This window comes from Stella humosa, from assembly GCF_006738645.1.
Classification (GTDB): Bacteria; Pseudomonadota; Alphaproteobacteria; order ATCC43930; family Allostellaceae; genus Allostella; species Allostella humosa.
The window spans coordinates 464,774-486,500 of record NZ_AP019700.1; the positions used below are offsets into that span (position 1 = coordinate 464,774).

General features: G+C 68.4%; 18 protein-coding genes. 9 read left to right on the forward strand and 9 right to left on the reverse strand.

Features of this window, described 5'->3' with window-relative positions; all coding sequences use genetic code 11:
- From dxs to speB, 6 genes are all read right to left on the reverse strand, one after another.
- Positions 1 to 1,923, reverse strand: a complete 1,923-nt coding sequence (gene dxs / locus STVA_RS02185) for a 1-deoxy-D-xylulose-5-phosphate synthase (RefSeq protein ID WP_245978545.1) — start codon at positions 1,921 to 1,923, stop codon at positions 1 to 3.
- Positions 1,924 to 2,116: 193 nt separating this feature from the next.
- Complete coding sequence (locus STVA_RS02190) at positions 2,117 to 3,025, reverse strand: polyprenyl synthetase family protein (protein WP_245978543.1); 909 nt, start codon at positions 3,023 to 3,025, stop codon at positions 2,117 to 2,119.
- The gene (locus STVA_RS02195; protein ID WP_123694631.1) at positions 3,018 to 3,293 is read right to left on the reverse strand and encodes an exodeoxyribonuclease VII small subunit; all 276 of its coding nucleotides are present in this window, start codon (positions 3,291 to 3,293) and stop codon (positions 3,018 to 3,020) included. Before STVA_RS02195 ends, STVA_RS02190 begins: the two co-directional genes overlap by 8 nt.
- Before the next feature lie 49 nt (positions 3,294 to 3,342).
- Positions 3,343 to 3,660, reverse strand: a complete 318-nt coding sequence (gene crcB, locus STVA_RS02200; RefSeq protein WP_246782849.1) for a fluoride efflux transporter CrcB — start codon at positions 3,658 to 3,660, stop codon at positions 3,343 to 3,345.
- 73 nt (positions 3,661 to 3,733) lie between these two features.
- Entirely contained in the window at positions 3,734 to 4,669 is a 936-nt protein-coding gene (locus STVA_RS02205; protein ID WP_123694628.1) for a histone deacetylase family protein, read from the reverse strand.
- Positions 4,666 to 5,661 carry an agmatinase gene (gene speB, locus STVA_RS02210; RefSeq protein ID WP_123694626.1) on the reverse strand — a complete coding sequence of 332 codons (996 nt, stop codon included), beginning with the start codon at positions 5,659 to 5,661 and terminating at the stop codon, positions 4,666 to 4,668. The genes STVA_RS02205 and speB overlap by 4 nt, the downstream gene beginning before the upstream one ends.
- A gap of 51 nt (positions 5,662 to 5,712) precedes the next feature.
- On the opposite strand from speB, the gene STVA_RS02215 reads away from it, so the two are divergent.
- Genes STVA_RS02215 through STVA_RS02225 form a run of 3 tightly spaced genes read left to right on the forward strand, consistent with a single transcriptional unit; the run spans position 5,713 to position 8,576 of the window.
- Entirely contained in the window at positions 5,713 to 7,275 is a 1,563-nt protein-coding gene (locus STVA_RS02215) for a bifunctional aminoglycoside phosphotransferase/ATP-binding protein (RefSeq protein ID WP_123694624.1), read from the forward strand.
- 36 nt (positions 7,276 to 7,311) lie between these two features.
- Positions 7,312 to 8,193 (forward strand): universal stress protein, encoded by an 882-nt coding sequence (locus tag STVA_RS02220; protein ID WP_123694622.1) that lies wholly within the window; start codon positions 7,312 to 7,314, stop codon positions 8,191 to 8,193.
- Between the two features lie 8 nt (positions 8,194 to 8,201).
- Positions 8,202 to 8,576, forward strand: coding sequence for a hypothetical protein (locus STVA_RS02225; RefSeq protein WP_245978541.1), 375 nt, complete (start codon positions 8,202 to 8,204; stop codon positions 8,574 to 8,576).
- Between the two features lie 32 nt (positions 8,577 to 8,608).
- Here the strand turns inward: STVA_RS02225 and STVA_RS02230 are convergent, their stop codons facing one another.
- The 3 genes from STVA_RS02230 to STVA_RS02240 are packed head-to-tail and all read right to left on the reverse strand — an operon-like array spanning position 8,609 to position 11,109.
- Entirely contained in the window at positions 8,609 to 8,989 is a 381-nt protein-coding gene (locus tag STVA_RS02230; protein WP_123694620.1) for a VOC family protein, read from the reverse strand.
- On the reverse strand, positions 8,986 to 9,711 hold the full coding sequence (locus tag STVA_RS02235; RefSeq protein ID WP_197735769.1) for an ankyrin repeat domain-containing protein: 726 nt from the start codon (positions 9,709 to 9,711) through the stop codon (positions 8,986 to 8,988). The genes STVA_RS02230 and STVA_RS02235 overlap by 4 nt, the downstream gene beginning before the upstream one ends.
- A 3-nt stretch (positions 9,712 to 9,714) precedes the next feature.
- On the reverse strand, positions 9,715 to 11,109 hold the full coding sequence (locus STVA_RS02240; protein ID WP_123694618.1) for an aspartate aminotransferase family protein: 1,395 nt from the start codon (positions 11,107 to 11,109) through the stop codon (positions 9,715 to 9,717).
- A gap of 198 nt (positions 11,110 to 11,307) precedes the next feature.
- Here STVA_RS02240 and STVA_RS02245 point away from each other — a divergent pair, with 198 nt between their 5' ends.
- The 6 genes from STVA_RS02245 to STVA_RS02270 all read left to right on the forward strand — a co-directional run bounded on the left by STVA_RS02245 (position 11,308) and on the right by STVA_RS02270 (position 21,599).
- Positions 11,308 to 12,888: an ABC transporter substrate-binding protein gene (locus STVA_RS02245; protein WP_123694616.1), complete on the forward strand. Its 1,581-nt coding sequence runs from the start codon at positions 11,308 to 11,310 to the stop codon at positions 12,886 to 12,888.
- A gap of 124 nt (positions 12,889 to 13,012) precedes the next feature.
- A complete protein-coding gene (locus STVA_RS02250; protein ID WP_123694614.1) occupies positions 13,013 to 14,605 on the forward strand; it encodes an ABC transporter substrate-binding protein in 1,593 nt (530 codons plus the stop codon).
- 186 nt (positions 14,606 to 14,791) lie between these two features.
- Complete coding sequence (locus tag STVA_RS02255; protein WP_197735770.1) at positions 14,792 to 16,384, forward strand: ABC transporter substrate-binding protein; 1,593 nt, start codon at positions 14,792 to 14,794, stop codon at positions 16,382 to 16,384.
- 191 nt (positions 16,385 to 16,575) lie between these two features.
- Positions 16,576 to 18,162 carry an ABC transporter substrate-binding protein gene (locus STVA_RS02260; RefSeq protein ID WP_123694612.1) on the forward strand — a complete coding sequence of 529 codons (1,587 nt, stop codon included), beginning with the start codon at positions 16,576 to 16,578 and terminating at the stop codon, positions 18,160 to 18,162.
- Positions 18,163 to 18,280: 118 nt separating this feature from the next.
- The gene (locus tag STVA_RS02265) at positions 18,281 to 19,864 is read left to right on the forward strand and encodes an ABC transporter substrate-binding protein (RefSeq protein ID WP_123694610.1); all 1,584 of its coding nucleotides are present in this window, start codon (positions 18,281 to 18,283) and stop codon (positions 19,862 to 19,864) included.
- A gap of 151 nt (positions 19,865 to 20,015) precedes the next feature.
- Complete coding sequence (locus STVA_RS02270; RefSeq protein WP_123694608.1) at positions 20,016 to 21,599, forward strand: ABC transporter substrate-binding protein; 1,584 nt, start codon at positions 20,016 to 20,018, stop codon at positions 21,597 to 21,599.
- Positions 21,600 to 21,727 lie beyond the last annotated feature (128 nt).

Sequence of the window (21,727 nt, forward strand, 5' to 3'; positions counted from 1 at the left end):
TCAGGCGGTGGCCGGCATGGCGATGTCGTTGCGGCCCAGCGCCGCCAGCGCGGTCGCCACGACATGGCGGGCATTCAGCCCGGCCTCGTCATACTGCTTGGCCGGTGCGTCATGGTCGATGAAGCGGTCGGGCAGGGTCATCGGCCGCACCTTCAGCCCCTGGTCGAGCAGGCCCTCGCGCGCCAGGAAATGCAGGACGTGGGTGCTGAAGCCGCCGATCGCGCCTTCCTCGATGGTGATCAGCACCTCGTGCTCGGCCGCCAGCCGGCGCACCAGCCGGGTGTCGAGCGGCTTGGCGAAGCGGGCGTCGGCCACGGTGGCCGACACGCCGAAGGTGGCCAGATCCTGTGCCGCCTTCAGGCATTCCTGGAGCCGGCCGCCGAAGCTGAGGATGGCGACCGTCGTGCCCTCGCGCAGCACGCGGCCCTGGCCGATCTCCAGCGGCGTGCCGCGGGCCGGCAGTTCCAGCCCGATGCCCTCGCCGCGCGGGTAGCGCACGGCCGACGGGCGATCGTCGATGGCGGCACAGGTCGCCACCATGTGCATCAGCTCCAGCTCGTCGGCCGCCGCCATGACGACGAAGTCGGGCAGGTTCGCCAGGTAGGTGACATCGAAGGCGCCGGCATGGGTGGCGCCGTCGGCGCCCACCAGCCCCGCCCGGTCGATGGCGAAGCGCACCGGCAGGCGCTGCAGGGCGACGTCGTGCACCACCTGGTCGTAGGCGCGCTGGAGGAAGGTCGAATAGATCGCCGCGAACGGCTTCATGCCCTCGCTCGCCATGCCGGCGGCAAAGGTGACGGCATGCTGCTCGGCGATGCCGACATCGAAGGTGCGGGTGGGGAAGCGCTCGCCGAAGCGGTCTAGCCCGGTGCCGGACGGCATGGCGGCGGTGACGGCGACGACGCGGTCGTCCGCCTCGGCCTCGGCCACCAGCGCGTCGGCGAAGACGCGGGTATAGGCGGGCGTCGTCGATTTCGGCTTGGCCTGGGCGCCGGTCACCACGTCGAAGCGGACGACGCCATGATACTTGTCGGGCGCCCGCTCGGCCGGCGGATAGCCGTGGCCCTTCTCGGTCACGACATGCACCAGCACCGGGCCGGATTCGGCGGCGTCGCGCACGTTGCGCAGCACCGGTACCAGATGGTCCAGGTTATGCCCGTCGATCGGGCCGACGTAATAGAAGCCCAGCTCCTCGAACAGCGTGCCGCCGCCGACCAGCCCGCGGGCATAGCCCTCGGCGCGGCGCGCGGCTTCTTCCAGCGGGCGCGGCAGGTGGCGGACCATGTCCTTGGCGAGATCCCGCAGCGAGCGGTAGGGCTTGGACGAGATCAGCCGCGACAGGTAGGCGCTCATGGCGCCGGCGGGCGGGGCGATCGACATGTCGTTGTCGTTGAGGATGACGACCAGGCGCGACTTGGACGAGCCGGCATTGTTCATGGCCTCGTAGGCCATCCCCGCGCTCATCGCGCCGTCGCCGATGACGGCCACCACGCGGCGTTCCTCGCCCTTCAGGTCGCGGGCGACCGCCATGCCGAGCCCGGCCGAGATCGAGGTGGAGCTGTGGGCCGCGCCGAACGGGTCGTACGGGCTCTCGCTGCGCCGGGTGAAACCGGACAGGCCGCCCGCCTGGCGCAGCGAGCGGATGCGCTCGCGCCGGCCGGTCAGGATCTTGTGCGGATAGGCCTGGTGGCCGACGTCCCAGATCAGCCGGTCGTGCGGCGTGTCAAACAGATAGTGGATCGCCACCGTCAGTTCGACGACGCCCAGGCCGGCGCCCAGATGGCCGCCGGTGATCGACACGGCGTCGACGGTTTCCCGGCGCAACTCGTCGGCAAGCTGGCGCAGCGCCGATTCGGGCAGCCGGCGCAGGTCGGACGGGACATGGACGCTGTCCAGGAGCGGGGTCTTGCTGCTCGTATTCAAGATGCCGTTTCCCACCTCCAGAATGGCATTGCGCCCGCCGGCCCGTGATATCGGCCATGATACCGTACGGGCTGCGGTCGGGTCGGCCCCCTGGTCGCATTCGGGCTGGCGACCGTCCGGGGCATCATCTTGCGCGCGCACCATGCGCCCTAGGGCCCCGCCGGGGCAACCCCGGCCGGCCGGGGCGGCCCGTTCAGGACCGCCGCGTCAGTACGAAACGCGCGACGTCGCGCAGCAGATCCGCCTTGTCGTCGAAGGCGTCGAGGTGGCGAACGGCCTGGTCGGACAGCATGGCCGCCTGGGCGCGGGCGCGCTCGATGCCCAGGATCGACACGAAGGTGGCCTTGCCGCGCTGGGCGTCCTGGCCGACCGACTTGCCCGTCTCGGCCTCGCTGCCCTCGGCATCCAGCAGGTCGTCGACGATCTGGAAAGCCAGGCCAAGGTCGTGGGCATAGGCCTTCAGCGCGTGCCGCGGCTCGGCCGCCGCCTTGCCCTGGATGGCGCCCGCCTCGCAGGAGAAGGCGATCATGTCGCCGGTCTTCATCCGCTGCAGGCGGGTGATGGCGCCGATGTCGAGCGTCTGCTTCTCGGCGATCAGGTCGATCATCTGGCCGCCGACCATGCCCTGGCTGCCGGCAGCCTCGGCGGCGGCCTGCACCAGTTCGCAGCGCACGGCCGGGTCGGAATGGGTCTCAGGCCCGGCCAGCACGCCGAAGGCGCGCGTCAGCAGTCCGTCGCCGGCCAGGATCGCGGTTGCCTCGTCGAAGGCGCGGTGGACGGTGGGGCGGCCGCGCCGGAGTTCGGAATCGTCCATCGCCGGCAGGTCGTCATGGACCAGGGAATAGGCGTGGATCATCTCGATGGCGGCTGCCACCCGCAAGGCCGGGATGCGGCCGACGCCGAACAGGCTGGCCGACGTCACCGCCAGGAACGGCCGCAGCCGCTTGCCGCTGCCAAGGGCCGCATAGCGCATGGCATCGACCACCGGCGCCTCCAGCCCCGGGGCTGGAGGCAGCAGGCGGTCGAGCGTGGCGTCGACGGCGGCCCCTACCGCCTGGAGCGCCTGCTCGAGGTCGCGGCCCTGCAACAGTTCGTCAAGCAAGTTTCATCGGCTCCGCGGTGACGGCCCCGTCCGGGCCGATGGCGATCTGCTCGATCTTGGCCTGGGCTTCCGACAGCTTGCGCTCGCAATGGCGCTTCAGCAGCACGCCGCGCTGGTAGGCGTCGATCGCCAGTTCCAGCCCGCCCTGGCCGCCCTCGAGCTGGCGGACGATCTTGTCGAGTTCGGCCAGCGCCTCCTCGAAGCTGAGGCGGGCGATATCCGCGTCGGGCGCGGCGGCGGGGTCTTTGACGCTCGGTTCCTTGGCCATCGCGGCCTTTCTATATCTCTTGGCGACGCCGCCGCAAGGCAGCGGGCCTTCAGGCGAGATGGCGGACGGCCAGCATGCCGAGGAACAACCCGCCGATCGCCAGCACCGCCGAGGCGGCGACGTAGAGCGCGGCGGTCCCCACCTGGCCGCGCTCGTAGAGCAGGACGGCGTCGAGCGAGAAGGTCGAGAAGGTGGTGAAGCCGCCGAGCACGCCGGTCGTCAGGAAGAGCCGCCAGGCCTGGCCCGGATCGGCCTTGTGGGCGAACCAGCCGACCAGCAGCCCCATGGTGAGCGAGCCCACGACGTTGACGACCAGCGTGCCGCAGGGAAAGCCGCCGCCGAACAGCCGCAGGCTGGCGAGGTTCACCCGTGGCGGGCGGCCCCGCCCAGCCCCGCCCCCAGGAATACCGCCAGCCAGGGCTGCATGGGTCGCCCGCCCGTCAGGCGCCGGCGCGCATCAGGGCGGCGACGTGGGCCGCCGACGAGCCGGCCAGCGCCTCCAGGTCGTAGCCGCCCTCCAGCACCGACACGACGCGGCCCCGGCAGTGGCGGGCGGCCAGGCTCGTCAGCTTGTCGGTGACCCAGGCGAAGTCTTCCTCGAAGAGGTTGAGGCCGGCCAGCGGATCGCGGCTGTGGGCGTCGAACCCGGCCGAGATGAAGAGGAAATCGGGGCGGAAATCCTCCAGCGCCGGCAGCACGAACTCCGCCACCGCGAAGCGGAAGTCGGCCGACCCGGCATTGGTGCCGAGCGGGGCATTGACGATGTTGCCGGCGACGCCGCGCTCGTCGCGGGCACCGGTGCCGGGATAGAGCGGCCATTGATGGGTGGAGGCGTAGAAGAGCCGCGGGTCGGCCGCGAACATCGCCTGCGTGCCGTTGCCGTGATGGACGTCGAAGTCGATCACGGCGACGCGGTCGCAGCCATGCGCCTGGTGGGCGCGCAGCGCACCGACCGCGACGTTGTTGAAGAGGCAGAATCCCATGGCGCGGTCGGGCTCGGCATGGTGGCCGGGCGGGCGGACGGCGCAGAAGGCGTTCGCCGCCTCGCCGGCCATGACCGCGTCGACTGCCGCCGTCACGGCACCCGCCGCCCGCCAGGCCGCCTCACGCGAGCCGGGCGAGACGACGGTGTCGGGGTCGAGGCCGCGCCGGCCGCTTTCGGGGATGCCGGCCAGCACGACGTCGATATGCGCCTGGGGGTGGACGCGCAGCAGGTCGGCATCGTCGACCAAGGGGGCTTCCCGCCGGTCCAGCGCGGCGAACTCCGGCGCGTCGAGTGCGGCCAGGACCGCGCGCAGCCGGTCGGCCCGCTCCGGGTGGTATTCGCCGGTGTCGTGGCCGAGGCAGGCGGGGTGGCTGTAGAGCAGGGTCGTCATGGGGCTTCCCCGGCGTCGCGGCGGCGGGCGACGGCGTCGGCCAGCACGCACAGGATCTCGAACATCATGGTGGCGCCGACCAGCGCCGTGTTGCCGCTCGGGTCGAAGGGCGGCGAGACCTCGACCACGTCGCCGCCGACCAGGTCCAGCCCCTGCAACCCGCGCAGCATGCGCTGGGCCTCGTGGGTCGAGAAGCCGCCCACCTCGGGCGTGCCGGTGCCGGGCGCATAGACGGGGTCGAGCCCGTCGACGTCGAAGCTGACATAGGTCGGCCCGTCGCCGACGACCCGGCGTGCCTCCTCGATCACGCGGGCGACGCCCAGGTCGAAATACTCCTCGATGCCGATCACCCGGATGCCCTGCTCGTAGGCCCAGTCCATGTCGTCGGCATGGTAGAGCGAGCCGCGGATGCCGATCTGCACCGTGCGCTTGGGATCCAGCAGCCCTTCCTCGATGGCGCGGCGGAAGGGCGTACCGTGGGTGTACTTGAAGCCGCCGAAATAGCTGTCCCAGGTGTCCGAGTGGGCATCGAAATGCACCATGCCGACCGGCCGGTGCCGGGCGATGGCGCGCATGATCGGCAGGGTGACGAGATGGTCGCCGCCGGCCGACAGCGGCACCGCGCCCGCGGCATGGACGCGGGCGAAGAACCGCTCCACCCGCTCCAGCGTGTCGGTCAGGTCGGCCGGGTTCACCGGCACGTCGCCATGGTCGCCGACGCGGGCCAGGCTGTAGGGCTGGATCGCGCTGACCGGGTGGATCTTGCGCATCATCGACGACATGTTGCGGATCTCGCGCGGGCCGTGGCGGGCGCCCGGGCGATTGGTGGTGCCGCCGTCCCACGGCACGCCGATCAGCGCAATGTCGAGCTGTGTTGCATCGCGCTGGACCGGCAGGCGCATGAAGGTCGGGATGTCCGCGAAGCGCGGCATGACCGTGCCCTCGACGGGTTGGGGAAATGTCTCCGGCTGGGAAGCGCGCGGCTCGGCCATGCGTCTGGGCTCGTGTAAGGTCAGGGGCGGCCACGAGCGTAAGGGGAGCCGATGGCGGGCGCAAACGCCGAAGAGGCGCAGGCGGAAATCGCGGCGATGCTGGAGGACCCCGCCACCCATGGCGGGCAGCCGGTGACCCGCATCGCCACCCATGGTGCCCTCGTCTTCCTGGCGGGCGATCGCGCCTGGAAGATGAAGCGGGCGGTGCGCTACCCCTATCTCGACTTCTCCACCCTCGAGAATCGGCGTCTCGCCTGCGCGGCCGAGATCGCGCTCAACCGGCGCACCGCGCCCGAGATCTACGAGGCGGTCGTGCCGGTCACCCGCGACGATGCCGGCCGTCCGCGGATCGGCGGGGAGGGGCCGGCGATCGAATGGCTGGTGGCCATGCGCCGCTTCGACGAGGGCCAGGTGCTGGACCGGCTGGCGGACGCCGGTCGCGTCGACCTCGCCATGGTGGAGGCGCTGGCCGACCATGTGGCGGCCTTCCACGCGGGCGCCGAGCGGCGGCCGGATGGCGGCGGCCAAGCCGCCATGGCCCGGGTGATCGACACCAACGACCGGGCGCTGGCCGACTGCGCCGCCGTTCTCGATCGCGGCGAGACGCGGGCGCTGGCGGCCGACAGCCATGCCCTGCTGGACGTCCTGGCGCCCTTCCTCGAGCGCCGGCGGCGCGAGGGCTTCGTGCGGCTGGGCCATGGCGACCTGCATCTGGGCAACATCTGCCTGATCGACGGCAAGCCGCGCCTCTTCGACGCGCTGGAGTTCGACCTGGCGCTGACGCGCCTGGACACGATCTACGATGTCGCCTTCCTGGTCATGGATCTGCTGGTGCGCGGCCTGCCGGCCCAGGCGAACCGCTTCCTGGAACGCTATGCCGAGCGCACGGGCGACCTGGCCGGCCTGGCGCTGCTGCCGCTCGGGCTTTCCATGCGGGCTGCCATCCGCGCCCATGTCGCGGTGGCGGCCGGCGGCAAGGACGGGCGGGCGACCGCCCGGCGCTATCTCGACCATTCCCGGGCCTTCCTGCTGCCGATGCCGCCGCGGCTGGTGGCGGTGGGCGGGCTCTCCGGCTCCGGCAAGTCGACGGTGGCGCGCGCCGTCGCCCCCTGGCTCGGGGCCGCGCCCGGGGCCCTGGTGCTGCGCAGCGACGTCACCCGCAAGCGGCTGGCCGGCATCGACCCGATGGAGCGGGCAGGGCCCGAGGCCTATGCCCCCGGCAGCGCAGAGCGCGTCTATGGCGCCCTGCGGGCCGATGCGGCGACAGCGCTGGCGGCCGGCCGCACGGTCATCGTCGATGCGGTGCATGCCCGGCCCGACGAGCGCGCGGCGGTGGAGGAAGTGGCCCGCCGCCTGGGCGTGCCCTTCGCCGGCATCTGGCTCGACGCGCCGGCCGAGACGCTGGTCGCCCGCGTCGCGGCGCGCGTGGGCGACGTGTCCGACGCGACGCCGGCGGTGGTGCGCCACCAGCTTGGCTACGATCTGGGGCCGATGGCATGGCAACGGGTGCCGGCCGCGCCCACATGGCAGGCGGTGGCCGGCGCGGTTGCGACCGCACTCGGCATCGGCGGCATCCTTGACCTGGATCAAGGTGCGGGCCGCCAGCCGTCCTAAATTCGGGGCAGAAGCCTTGCGGCGGAGGAAGCGAACATGGCGATCCGGACGATCCTGGTCCCGGTGAGTGGCGGCGTCGGCGGCGATTCGGCGCTGGATGCGGCGTTGGCGATCGCCGGCCGCAGCAACGCCCATATCGAGGCGCTGCATGTCGTGCCCAGCCAGGGCGACATGGTGCCGATCCTGGGCGAGGGCGCCAGTGCCGCCCTGATCGAGGACTTGGTCACGGCGGCCCAGCGCGACGCCGCGCTGCGTACCCAGCGGGCCGAGGCCGCGTTCGCAGCCGCCCTGGCCGGCGGGATCGTCACCCGCATGGACGGGCCGCCCGCCTCGATCGAGGCCAGGCTGCGCCACCCCACCATCAACTGGCGTCTAGTCGAGGGGCGGGAGGACGAGGTCGTCGCCCGCCGCGGCCGCCTGTTCGACCTGATCGTCGTGCCCCGCCCCGGCGGCGAGGGCGACGTGGCGCCGGAGACGACGCTGGAAGCGGCCCTGGTGGAGAGCGGCCGGCCCGTCCTGGTGTCGCCGCCCGTCCTGGGGCCGACGATGGCCACGCGCGTCGCCATCGCCTGGAACGGCAGCACGGCTGCGGCGCGCGCCGTGGCCGCCGCCCGGCCGTTCCTCGCCAAGGCGCAGTCGGTCGTGATCCTGGAGGGGGACGGCGCGGCGGCCGACGGCGCCACGGCCGAGGACCTTGCCGCCATGCTCGCCTGGCGCGGCATCGCCGCCGGCATCCATCGCTTCCGCTCCGACGGCGGCGGCATCGGCCTGTCGATCCTCGATGCCGCCAACCAGGCCGGCGCCGACCTGGTGGTCATGGGCGGCTACGGGCACAGCCGCCTGCGCGAGATGATCTTCGGCGGCGCCACCATCGACGCCATGTTCGAATCGAACCTGCCGCTCCTGATGACGCATTGAGGTCGATCATGCTGCGACGCATCCGCCTGGAACTCGCCCGCACGCCGGAATTTCCCGAGGGCAGCCATGCCCATGGCTACGAACTGGTGGCACCGCTGACCGCGGACGGGCATCTCGACACCGAGGCCTGGCAGGCCAACCGCCAGATCGCGACCGTCCACCGCTTCTGGCGGGGGGAGGAGAACCAGACGGGCCAGCTCGTGCGCACCCGCGGCGGCCGCTGGGCCATCTCGTACCTGCCCGGCCCCGACGATGACGAGCCGATCCACCGGCTGGAGGATCACCGCTTCGTCGAGGGCCAGTACGTCTCGATCCGCGAGGCGGACGGCACCGTGCGGCCCTTCGTGGTGGTGCATGTCAGGCCGGTACCCGGTCTTTCATAGGGGAAGCCACTGGCATAGGGGACTCCACCGGGTCAGGGCTGCTCCATCAGCTCGACCCGGTTGCCGCCGGGGTCGCGCACGAACAGCCGCCGCTGGCCCGGCACCGGCCGCGCGTCCGGCAGGAACTCCGACCCAGCCGCGGCAAGCGCGCTTTCCAGCCGGTCGAGGTCGGCCACGGCGAACGCCACGTGGCGGCGGCTGGCGGCGGCATCGCCGGCTGCCGTCGTGTCGGGCCGCAGATGCAGCTCGGCCGCGCCCACCCGATACCAGGCGCCCGGTTCCGGCCGGTCGCGCGCCGGCTGGGGGATTTCGGCCAGGCCCAGCGTGTGGCCGTAGAAGTGCAGGGCTGCCGCCATGCGGTCGGCCGGCACGGTAACCTGGACATGGTGGATGGCGAGGATGCCGCCGGTCACCGGGCAGCCTCGGCGGCTTCCAGCAGGGGCACGACGGCCGTCTGGCCGCGCATGCGGGCGTGGGCGAGCGCGGTCACGCCGTCGCGGTCGGCGATGCGGACGGACGCCCCATGGGCCAGCAACAGGCGCACGATCTCCACATGGCGAGGGCCGCCGTCGGCCAGGATCACCGCCTCCAGCAGGGCCGTCCAGCCCAGGTTGTTGACGTGGTCGACGTCGATCCGCGAGCGCTCCAGCAGCAGGCGCACGGTCTCCACATGGCCGCGCTCGCAGGCCGGGATCAGGGCGTTGCCGCCATAGCGGTTGCGCCGGGCATAGTCGACGCGGCCGGTCGCCAGCATCGCCTCCAGCATGGCGGTGCGCCCGCGGGCGCCGGCCAGCAGCCAAGGCGTGTCGTGGTTGGCGGCCGGCGCGTTGATGTCGGCGCCGGCGTCGATCAGCCGGCGGGCGACGGCATCATGGCCGCCGGCGACCGCCAGCAGCAGGGGCGTGCGGCCCTCCCCGTCGGCCCCGTCCAACGCCGCACCGGCCGTGATCGCCGCCTCCAGGTTCGCCAGGTCGCCCTGGCCGGCTGCCTCGCGCAGCCGTGCCTCCGCGGTCGCCGCCATGGTCGGCCGGCCCCCCATGCCCATCAGGAAAAAGGCCGCCGCGCCCAGCAGGCGACGGCGGCCATGGAAGCGGGAAGAGGCGCCCGCCAACCGGCGGCAGACGGGCGCCCGCATCGCTCAGGCGACCTTGGCCAGGCCCTGGCCGGCCAGCCACTTCTCGGTCTCGCCCAGCGCCTTGTCGAAGCGGCGGAACATCTCGTCCAGCTCGTCCCCGGTGATGATGAGCGGCGGGCAGAAGCCGATGGAATCGCCCATCGCGCGCAGGATCAGGCCGCCTTCCTGCGCCCGCTGGGCGAGGTAGGCGCCGACGCCCAGCTTGGCGTCGAACGGCGCGTGCGTGGCCTTGTCCGCCACCAGCTCGATCGCGCCGATCAGGCCGGTGCCGCGGCACTCGCCCACCAGCGGCCGGTCGGCGAAGCTGCGGATCCACTTCTGCATCTTCGGTGCGATGGCCTGGACGTGGCCGACGATGTCGCGCTCCTCGTAGATCTTCAGCGTCTCCAGGGCGACCGCGCTCGAAACGGGGTGGCCGGAATAGGTGAAGCCGTGGGCGAAGACGCCGATCTTCTCGCTCTGGCGGACCATCGCCTGGTAGATCGGCTCGGAGATCATGACGGCCGAGATCGGCAGGTAGGCCGACGACAGCGCCTTGGCGCAGACCAGGATGTCCGGCTTGATGCCGAAGGTCTGGCAGCCCCACATGTTGCCGGTGCGCCCGAAGCCGCAGATCACCTCGTCGGCGATCATCAGGATGTCGTACTTCTTCAGGATCGCCTGGACCTTCTCGAAGTAGCCGGCCGGCGGCAGGATGACGCCGCCCGCACCCATGATCGGCTCGGCGATGAAGGCCGCCACCGTCTCCGGCCCCTCGGCCAGGATGCGCTTCTCCAGGTTGTCGGCGAGGCGCGTGGCGAATGCCTCCTCGCTCTCGCCCGGCTCGCCGAAGCGATAATGGTGCGGGCAGTCGACATGCATGATGTTGGCGATCGGCAGGTCGAAGTCGCGATGGTTGTTCGGCAGCCCGGTCAGGCTGGCCGAGGCGACGGTGACGCCGTGATAGCCCTTGGTGCGGGCCAGAATCTTCTTCTTGGCCGGCCGCTCCAGCGCGTTGTTGTAGTACCAGACGAGCTTCACGACCGAGTCATTGGCCTCGGAGCCGGAATTGGCGAAGAACACCTTCGACATCGGCACCGGCGCGGTCGACAGCAGCTTCTCGGCCAGGTCGACGCCGATCTCCGTCGTCTTGCCGCCGAACGTATGATAGTAGGGCAGGCGCCGCAGGGCCGCGATCGCGGCCTCTACCAGGCGCTCCTCGCTGAAGCCGAGGGAGGCGCACCACAGCCCGGCCATGCCCTCGATATACTCCTTGCCGGCCTCGTCCTGGATGTAGATGCCGCGGCCCCCGTTGACCACCAGCGGGCCATCGGTCTCGTGCTTCTTCAGGTTGGTGTAGGAGTGCAGGTAGGTCGCGATATCGCGGCTGGCGATCGAGTTGCCGGGCGGGCGCTGCATGGATGATCCTTTCGGGGGGGAGCCGGGGCGGCGTGGCGCCAATATCCGTCCCGCCACCGGCCGAAGTCAAACGCAAGACCCCGTGGCGCGATCGCGGCGGGCGGAAATTCATCCATTTGGAGCCGCCGCCGGATCGCGTTACTCTAGTTTTGCTCCCCCTTGTCGGGGGGCACGGGATCACGGGACGGGAATTCTCCAATGAAGATCAGGATCGCGCTCGCCGCCGCCTTGGCGCTGGCCGTGGCGGCGCCGCCGGTGGCGGCGAAGACGTTCAAGTATTCGACTACCGGCGATGTCATCGGCATGGACCCCCACATCAACAACGAGGGGCCGACCAATGCGATGAAGGACCATATCTACGAGGGGCTGGTCACCCGCCACTGGGACCTGGCGGTGCGGCCGGCGCTGGCGACCGAGTGGACCCAGGTCAACCCGACGACGACGCGCTTCAAGCTGCGCTCGGGCGTCACCTTCCATGACGGTTCGCCCTTCACGGCCGACGACGTCGTCTTCTCGTTCGACCGCATCCGCGGCGAACAGTCGGACATGAAGACCTACGTCACCGGCGTCAAGGAAGCGCGCAAGGTCGACGACCTGACGGTCGAACTGGTGACCGAGGCGCCGGACCCGGTGCTGATCCAGAACCTGACGCTCTTCCACATCATGTCGAAGAGCTGGGCGCAGAAGCACAACACGCTGCTGCCGCTGCGCGGCGCCAATGCCGAGAGCTTCGCCAACCGCAACGCCAACGGCACCGGCCCCTTCAAGCTGGCCGAGCGCGTGCCGGACACCCGCACGGTGCTGGTGCCCAACGAGAAGTGGTGGGGCACGCCCGAGCATAACCTGACCCGCGTCGAGTTCCGCCCGATCGGCAACGCCGCCACCCGCGTGGCCGCCCTGCTGACCGGCGAGATCGACATGATGTTCCCGGTGCCGCTGCAGGACATCCCGCGGCTGGAGCGCACCGCCGGCGTGAAGGTCCTCCAGGGGCCGGAACTGCGCACGATCTTCCTCGGCTTTGACCAGTTCCGCGACGAGCTGCTGGACATGGCGGGCTCGGGCAAGAACCCGTTCAAGGACGTCCGCGTGCGTCGCGCCTTCTACCAGGCGATCGACATCAACGCGATTCATCGCGTCGTCATGCGCGGCGCCTCGACGCCGACCGCGCTGATGATCGCGCCCGGCATCGCCGGCTTCTCCAAGGAGCTGAACGATCGCTATCCGTTCGATCCGGACGGGGCCAAGAAGCTGCTGGCGGACGCCGGCTATCCGTCGGGCTTCACCGTCACGCTCGATTGCCCGAACGACCGCTACGTCAATGACGAGGCGATCTGCCAGGCCGTCGTGCCGATGCTGAGCCGCATCGGCGTGCAGGTGCGCCTGAACGCCCAGACCAAGGGGCTGCATTTCGACAAGATCGGCCTGAAGGAAGGCCGCCGCACCAGCTTCTACATGCTCGGCTGGACCCCCGGGACGTACGACGCCCACAACATGCTCTACAACATCATCACGCTGAATGCCGGCCCGGGCTCGGGTGCCAATAATAGCGGCCGCTACACCAATCCCAAGGTGGAGGAGCTGACCAAGGCGATCGGCCAGGAGCTCGACAAGGAAAAGCGGACGGCGATGATCGCCGAGGCGATGAAGATCCACAAGGAGGACTTCGGCCACATCCCGCTGCACCAGCAGGCCCTGGCGTGGGGCGTGCGCGAGACCGTCGCGGCCATCCCGCAGGCGGCCAATGACGCGGTTATGCTCAAGTACGTTCGCATGAAGTAAGCGCAGGACGCGAGAAACCCCTTCCCAAGCCACCGGCGCGTGGCAATGATCGGGGGATCGACCCGGACCGACGGTGCCGCAAGGCACCGCCGGTCGGGGGCGTTCAACAGGGAAGGGGAAAATAATGTCGATCAGACGACTGCTCCTGACGACGACGGCGGCCCTCGTGCTGGCCGCGTCCGCCACCGCAGACGCCAAGGTCTTCCGCTACTCGACTTCTGGGGACATCAACGGCCTGGACCCGCACCTCAACAACGAGGGTCCGACCAACGCGATGAAGAACAACCTCTACGAGGCCCTGATCTATCGCGACTATGAACTGAAACTGCAGCCGTCCCTGGCAACCGAATGGAGCCAGACCGGCCCGACCGTATGGCGCTTCAAGCTGCGCCAGGGCGTGAAGTTCCATGACGGTACGCCGTTCACGGCCGACGACGTCGTCTTTTCCGTCAAGCGCAACAACCACGAACAGTCGGGCATGCGCACCTACAGCGCATCCATCGTCGACGCCAAGAAGATCGACGACCATACGGTCGATCTGATCACCAAGGCGCCCGACCCGATCCTTGACCAGAACCTGCCGGCCGTCTTCATCATGTCGAAGGCCTGGGCCGAGAAGCACAACACGGCCACGCCGGTGCAGGGCATCGTCGGCAACGAAACCTTCGCCAACGTCAACGCCAACGGCACCGGGCCCTTCCGGATGCTGGACCGCGTGCCCGACACGCGCACCGTCATCGTCCCCAACCCGGACTGGTGGGGCAAGGTCGAGCACAACCTGACCCGCGTGGAGTTCCGGCCGATCACCAATGCGGCGACCCGCGTGGCAGCCCTGCTGTCGGGCGAGATCGACATGATGTTCCCCGTACCCCTTCAGGACGTGCCGCGCCTGAAGCGGTCGGCCGGGGTGAAGGTGCTGGAAGGGCCGGAACTCAGGACCATCTTCCTCGGCTTCGACCAGTGGCGCGACGAGCTGAAGGACATGCCGGGGACGGGCAAGAACCCGTTCAAGGACGTCCGCGTGCGCCGTGCGTTCTATCAGGCCATCGACATCCAGGCGATCCACCGCGTCGTCATGCGCGGCGCCTCGACGCCGACCGGGCTGATGATCGCGCCCGGCATCAACGGCTTCTCCAAGGAGTTGAACGACCGCTATCCGTTCGACCCCGATGGCGCCAAGAAGCTGCTGGCGGATGCCGGGTATCCCTCGGGCTTCCCCGTCACGCTCGACTGCCCGAACGACCGCTACGTCAATGACGAGGCGATCTGCCAGGCCGTCGTGCCGATGCTGGCCCGTGTCGGCATCAACATCAAGTTGAACTCGCAGACCAAGTCGAAGCACTTCGACAAGATCGGCACCCGGTCGGGCAACGATACCAGCTTCTACATGCTGGGCTGGACCCCCGGGACGTACGACGCCCACAACATGCTCTACAACATCCTGATGACCCGGAACCAGGCGACGGGGACGGGCTCCAACAACAGCGGCCGCTACTCCAACACGAAGCTCGACGAGCTGACCAACCAGATCGGCTCGGAGAGCGACCGCGAGAAGCGCAACCGCATGATCTACGAGGCCATGAAGATCCATAAGGAGGACTTCGGCCACATCCCGCTGCATCAGCAGGCGCTGGCCTGGGGCATCCGCGACAACGTCGCGTTCCTGCCGCAGCCGCCCAATGATTCGGTGGTGATCCGCGCCGTCCGGATGAAGTAGGGCCGGGCCGCCCTCGCGGGCGGTGGCACGGGGGCGCGTCGGCGGCGGCGGATCGAGCGATCGATCCGTCGCTGCCTTTTTTATGGGCTTTCGTCCTTTTGCGGTTCGGCATCAGGGCCGGAATGGGCTAGGAATAGAAGGGTCCGAGGCGGCCCGCGTCCGAATGCCGGCCGCAATAAGGGAGAAATGATGCGATCTCGATTGCTGATGGCGGCTGCCGCCATCGCGCTGCTGATGGCTGCCCCAGCCGATGCCAAGACCTTCCGCTTCTCGTCGTCCGGTGACGTCAACGGGCTCGACCCGCACGTCAACAACGAGACGCCGACGAATGCGATGAAGAACAACCTCTACGAGGCCCTGATCTATCGCCTGCCGGACCTGAAGCTGGTCCCGTCGCTGGCGACCGAGTGGAAGCAGACCAGCCCCACGGTGTGGCGCTTCAAGCTGCGCCAGGGCGTGAAGTTCCATGACGGGTCGCCCTTCACGGCCGACGACGTTGCGTTTTCGATCAAGCGCAACAACCACGAACAGTCGGGCATGGGCACCTACAGTGCCTCCGTGGTCGACGTGAAGAAGATCGACGACTTCACGGTCGAGCTGGTCACCAACGTGCCGGACCCGATCCTCGACCAGAACCTGCCGGCCGTCTTCATCATGTCGAAGACCTGGGCCGAGAAGAACAACACCACGACCCCGGTACGCGGCATCGTCGGCAACGAGAGCTATGCCAACACCCATGCCAACGGCACCGGCCCGTTCAAGGTGCTGGAGCGCGTGCCCGATACCCGCACGGTGCTGGTCCCCAACAAGGAGTGGTGGGGCAAGGTCGAGCACAACCTTACCCGTGTCGAACTGCGGCCGATCGCCAATGCGGCCACCCGCGTGGCAGCGCTGCTGTCGGGCGAGATCGACATGATGTACCCCGTCCCGCTCCAGGACGTGCCGCGCCTGAAGCGCACGGCCGGCATCAAGGTGCTGGAAGGGCCGGAGCTGCGCACGATCTTCTTCGGCATGGACCAGTGGCGGCCGGAATCGCTCGACATGCCGGGTTCGGGCAAGAACCCGTTCAAGGACGTGCGGGTGCGCCGCGCCGTCTACCAGGCGATCGACATCAACGCCATCCAGCGGGTCGTCATGCGCGGCGCCTCGACGCCAACCGGCCTGATGATCGCGCCTGGCATCAACGGCTTCTCCAAGGAGCTGAACGAGCGCTATCCGCTCGATCCGGAAGGCGCCAAGAAGCTGCTGGCCGAGGCCGGATATCCGGAAGGCTTCCCCGTCACGCTCGATTGCCCCAACGACCGCTACGTCAATGACGAGGCGATCTGCCAGGCCGTCGTGCCGATGCTGGCCCGCATCGGCGTGCAGGTGAAGCTCAACTCGCAGACCAAGTCCAAGCACTTCGACAAGATCGGCCAGCGCTCGGGCAATGCCAGCAGCTTCTACATGCTGGGTTGGACGCCGGGCAGCTTCGATGCCCACAATATGCTGTTCAACATCCTGGTGACGATGAACAGCGGCCTGCCGGGTGCCGGCGCCAACAACAGCGGCCGCTATTCCAACGCGCGGATCGACGAGCTGACCAAGCTGATCGGCGGCGAGACCGACCAGGAAAAGCGCAACCAGATGATCTACGAGGCGATGAAGATCCATAAGGAGGAGTTCGGCCACATCCCGCTGCACCAGCAGGCACTGGCCTGGGGCCTGCGGGATTCGGTGGTGTCGATGCCCCAGTCGCCCAGCGATTCCGCCCAGGTGCGCTTCGTGAAGATGAAGTGAGCGATCACTGATGTGATCGTCCCCTCCCCGGGGGATGGCAACGAGGCGGGCCCGAGCGATCGGCCCGCCTTTTGCTTGAACGGCCGTTGAATCGATTCCCGTCTTGGGGATGTCGGCGCGACTGCTATGCTCGCTGCCGTCAGAGAGGGCCGGCGGGTTCCCTGTCGGCTGCAACCGGGGAGATACGACGGATGCGACGACGATTTTTGCTGGCGGCGGCCGCCACGGCCCTGGTTCTGGCCGGTGCCGCCGACGCCAAGACCTTCCGCTTCTCGACATCGGGTGACGTGAACGGGCTCGATCCGCACCTGAACAACGAAACCCCGACCAACGCGATGAAGCACAACCTCTATGAGGGGTTGGTCTATCGCAACCACAAGTTGGAGGTCGAGCCGGCGCTGGCGACGGAATGGAGCCAGACCGGCCCCACCACCTGGCGCTTCAAGCTGCGCCAGGGCGTCACCTTCCATGACGGCACGCCGTTCAAGGCCGACGACGTCATCTTCTCGATCGCGCGCGCCGGCGCCACCACCAGCGCCATGCGCATCTTCACCCAGACCATCAAGGAAGTGCGCAAGGTCGACGACCACACCATCGACATCGAGACCAAGGTTCCCGACCCGATCCTGCTGTCGAGCCTGGGCTACCTCTGGATCATGTCGAAGGACTGGTCCGAGAAGAACGGCACCGCCACCCCGGTCCAGGGGATCGTCGGCAACGAGAGTTACGCCAACGTCCACGCCAACGGCACCGGCCCCTTCAAGGTCATCGACCGGGTGCCGGACACGCGCACCGTCCTGGTGCCCTTCGACAAATGGTGGGGCAAGCCCGAGCATAACCTGACCCGGGTCGAGTTCCGGCCGATCGCCAACGCCGCCACCCGGGTGGCCGCCCTGCTCTCGGGCGAGCTCGACATGATGTACCCGGTGCCGCTCCAGGACGTGCCGCGGCTGAAGCGCACCGGCGGCGTGAAGGTGCTCGAAGGGCCGGAACTGCGCACGATCTATATCGGCATGGACCAGTTCCGCGACGAGCTGCTGGACATGCCGGGCAGCGGCAAGAACCCATTCAAGGACCGCCGCGTTCGCCAGGCCTTCTACCAGGCGATCGACGTGCAGGCGATCCACAAGGTCGTCATGCGCGGCGCCTCGACGCCGACCGGCCTGCTGATCGCCCCCGGCATCAACGGCTTCTCCAAGGAGCTGAACGAGCGCTTCCCGTTCGATCCCGAGGGCGCCAAGAAGCTGCTGGCCGACGCTGGCTATCCCTCCGGCTTCACCGTCACGATGGACTGCTCGAACGACCGCTACGTCAACGACGAGCAGATCTGCCAGGCGATCGCCCCCATGCTGGCCCGCATCGGCGTGACGCTGAAGCTGAACATCCAGACCAAGTCGAAATACTTCGACAAGATCGGCGTGCGCGCCGGCTTCAACACCAGCTTCTTCCTGCATGGCTGGACGCCCGGCACCTATGACGCCCACAACGGGCTGATGGCGCTGGTCCACACCCGCGACCAGGCGGCCGGCACCGGCACCACCAACAACGGCCGCTACTCGAACGCCGCGGTCGACGCGCTGATCGCCCAGATCGGCATCGAGACGGACAAGGAGAAGCGCACCCGGCTCATCTACGACGCGATGAAGCTGGCCAAGGACGACTACAGCCACATCCCGGTCCACCAGCAGGCGCTGGCCTGGGCGGTGCGCGACAGCGTCGCCTTCATCCCGCAGCCGCCGGACGACAGCCCGATGCCGCGCTACATCCGCATGAAGTAGCCGGCCCGGGATCCGAACGAGCGGGGCCGGGGCTCTTTCGACGCCCCGGCCCCTCATCGAGCCGCCCGAAGACCTGGTCCTAACCGGGCATGGGCATTCTCCAGCACAGGGGCATGGCATGAGCAGACTTATGGCGGCGACGGCAGTCGCCCTCACCTTGGCGGCCTACGGCATGGCCGAGGCCAAAACCTTCCGCTTCTCCTCTTCCGGCGACATCAACGGGCTCGATCCGCACCTCAACAACGAGGCGCCGACGAACGCGATGAAGAACAACGTCTACGAGACGCTGATCTTTCGCGACTATGCCCTGAAGCTGCTGCCGGCGCTGGCGACCGAGTGGAAGCAGACGGACCCCACGACCTGGCGCTTCAAGCTGCGCCAGGGCGTGAAGTTCCACGACGGCACGCCCTTCACGGCCGACGACGTGATCTTCTCGGTCAAGCGCAACCAGCATGAGCAAGGGGCGATGCGCACCGCTTCCTTGACCATCAAGGAAGTGAAGAAGATCGACGAGACCACGATCGACATCCTGACCGAGGGACCGAACCCGATCCTCGACCAGGACCTGACGTCGGTCTTCATCATGTCGAAGCCGTGGGCCGAGAAGAACAAGACGGTGACGCCGGTGCGCGGCATCGTCGGCAACGAAAGCTATGCCAACACCCATACCAACGGCACCGGGCCGTTCAAGATCCTGGACCGGGTGCCCGACACCCGCACGGTCCTGGTGCCCAACCCGGACTGGTGGAACAAGAAGCCCGAGCACAACCTGACCCGCGTCGAGTTCCGCCCGATCGCCAATGCGGCGACCCGCGTGGCCGCATTGCTGTCGGCCGAGATCGACATGATGTACCCGGTCCCGCTCCAGGACATTCCGCGGATCGAGCGTACGGCCGGCATCAAGGTGATGCAGGGGCCCGAACTGCGCGTCGTCTTCCTCGGCATGGACCAGTGGCGGCCCGAACTGCTGGACATGCCGGGCTCGGGCAAGAACCCGTTCAAGGACAAGCGCGTCCGCCAGGCGATGTACCAGGCGATCGATGCCGACGCGATGAAGCGCGTCGTCATGCGCGGCGTCTCCATTCCGACCGGCCTGATGGTCGGGCAGGGCGCCACCGGCTATTCCAAGGAACTTGACACCCGCTATCCCTTCGATCCCGATGGCGCCAAGAAGCTGCTGGCGGACGCAGGCTATCCGTCGGGCTTCACGGTCACGCTGGATTGCCCGAACGACCGCTACGTCAATGACGAGGCGACCTGCCAGGCCGTCGTGCCGATGCTGAGCCGCATCGGCGTGACGGTGAAGCTGAACTCGCAGACCAAGTCGAAGCACTTCGACAAGATCGGCCAGCGCTCGGGCAACAATACCAGCTTCTACATGCTGGGCTGGGGCACCTACGACGCCTATGACATGCTCTACAACATCGTCATGACGGTCGATGCCACGCCGGGTGCGGGCTCCAACAACAGCGGCCGCTACTCCAACCCCAAGGTCGACGAACTGACCAAGCTGATCCGCGTCGAAGTCGACCAGGAGAAGCGCAACAAGATGATCTACGACGCCATGAAGATTCATAAGGAGGACTTCGGCCACATCCCGTTGCACCAGCCGCCGCTTGCCTGGGCCGCCCGGGATTCGGTCGCGTCGCTGCCGCAGGCGCCGAACGACTATGTCATGCTGCGCTACGTCAAGATGAAGTAACGACGGCCGATCCACGTCGTGGCCCGGCCGAAAGGCCGGGCCTTTTTCGTGCTTCGATAGATTCCGCTTGTCGATGGCGGCCGGGCGGGCAGTATGGCCCCAAGCCCTCGCAGGGTAGACGGGGGTTCCCAACACCATCCAGGGGATTTCGATGAAACGGTGGATTCTATCCACGGCGGTCGTGCTGGCGCTCGCCGCCCATGGCGCGGCCGACGCCAAGACCTTCCGGTTCTCCATGCCGGGCGACATCAACGGGCTCGATCCGCATCTCAACAACGAGAGCCCGACCAATGCGATGAAGAACAACCTCTACGAGACGTTGATCTTCCGCGACTACGAGCTGAAGCTGCATCCGTCGCTGGCGACCGAATGGCAGCAGACGGCACCCACCGTGTGGCGCTTCAAGCTGCGCCCCGGGGTGAAGTTCCACGACGGCACGCCCTTCACCGCCGATGACGTCGTCTTCTCGGTCGCGCGCAACAACCATGCGCAGTCGGACCTGGCGACCTACAGCTCGACCATCGCCGAGGTGAAGAAGATCGACGACCTGACGGTCGACATCGTCACCAACGGTCCCGACCCGGTGCTGCTGCAGAACCTGCCGGCCGTCTTCATCATGTCGAAGACCTGGTCGGAGAAGAACAACACCGCCGCCCCCGTCCGCGGCATCGTCGGCAACGAGAGCTATGCCAACCGCCACGTCAACGGCACCGGCCCCTTCAAGCTGGCCGAGCGCGTGCCGGACACGCGCACCGTGCTGGAGCCGAACAAGGAGTGGTGGGGCAAGGTCGAGCACAACCTGACCCGCGTCGAGTTGCGACCGATCGCCAATGCGGCCACCCGGGTAGCCGCCCTGCTGTCGGGCGAGATCGACATGATGCACCCCGTGCCCTTGCAGGACGTGCCGCGCCTGAAGCGCACGGCCGGCGTGAAGGTGCTGGAAGGGCCCGAGCTGCGGACGATCTTCTTCGGCATGGACCAGCATCGCGACGAGCTGATGGACATGCCGGGCACGGGCAAGAATCCGTTCAAGGACAAGCGCGTTCGGCAGGCCTTCTACCAGGCGATCGACATCAACGCGATCCAGCGGGTCGTCATGCGCGGCGCCTCGACGCCGACCGGCATCATGATCGCGCCGGGCATCGTCGGCTTCTCCAAGGAAATGAACGAGCGCTATCCGTTCGATCCCGAGGGCGCCAAGAAGCTGCTGACCGAGGCGGGATATCCCAACGGCTTCCCCGTCACCCTCGACTGCCCGAACGACCGCTACGTCAATGACGAGGCGATCTGCCAGGCCGTCGTGCCGATGCTGACCCGCATCGGCGTGCAGCTGAAGCTGAACTCGCAGACCAAGTCCAAGCACTTCGACAAGATCGGCGAGCGGCAGAACTGGAACACCAGCTTCTATATGCTGGGCTGGACGCCGGGCAGCTACGACGCCCACAACATGCTCTACAACATCATCTCGATGGGGGCGGGGCCGGGCTCGGGCTCGAACAACAGCGGGCGCTACAACAACCCGCGGGTGAACGACCTGACCGCCCGCATCGGCGTCGAGACCGACCAGGAGAAGCGGTCGGCGATGATCCAGGAGGCCATGAAGATCCACAAGGAGGACTTCGGCCACATCCCGCTGCACCAGCAGGCCCTGGCATGGGCCATCCGCGACACCGTCGTGACCCTGCCGCAGGCGCCCAACGATGCGCTGATGGTACGATTCGTGAAGATGAAGTAGCGCCGCTTGGTCGCCCCGTCCTGGCTGGGGGCCGGGACGGGGTGGTCCGGGAATTGCGGCACGGGAAAGGCGTTGACGGCGGTTTTGCGACCGGCCTAGTTACAAGGCTTCCGGCATAGCCCGAAAAT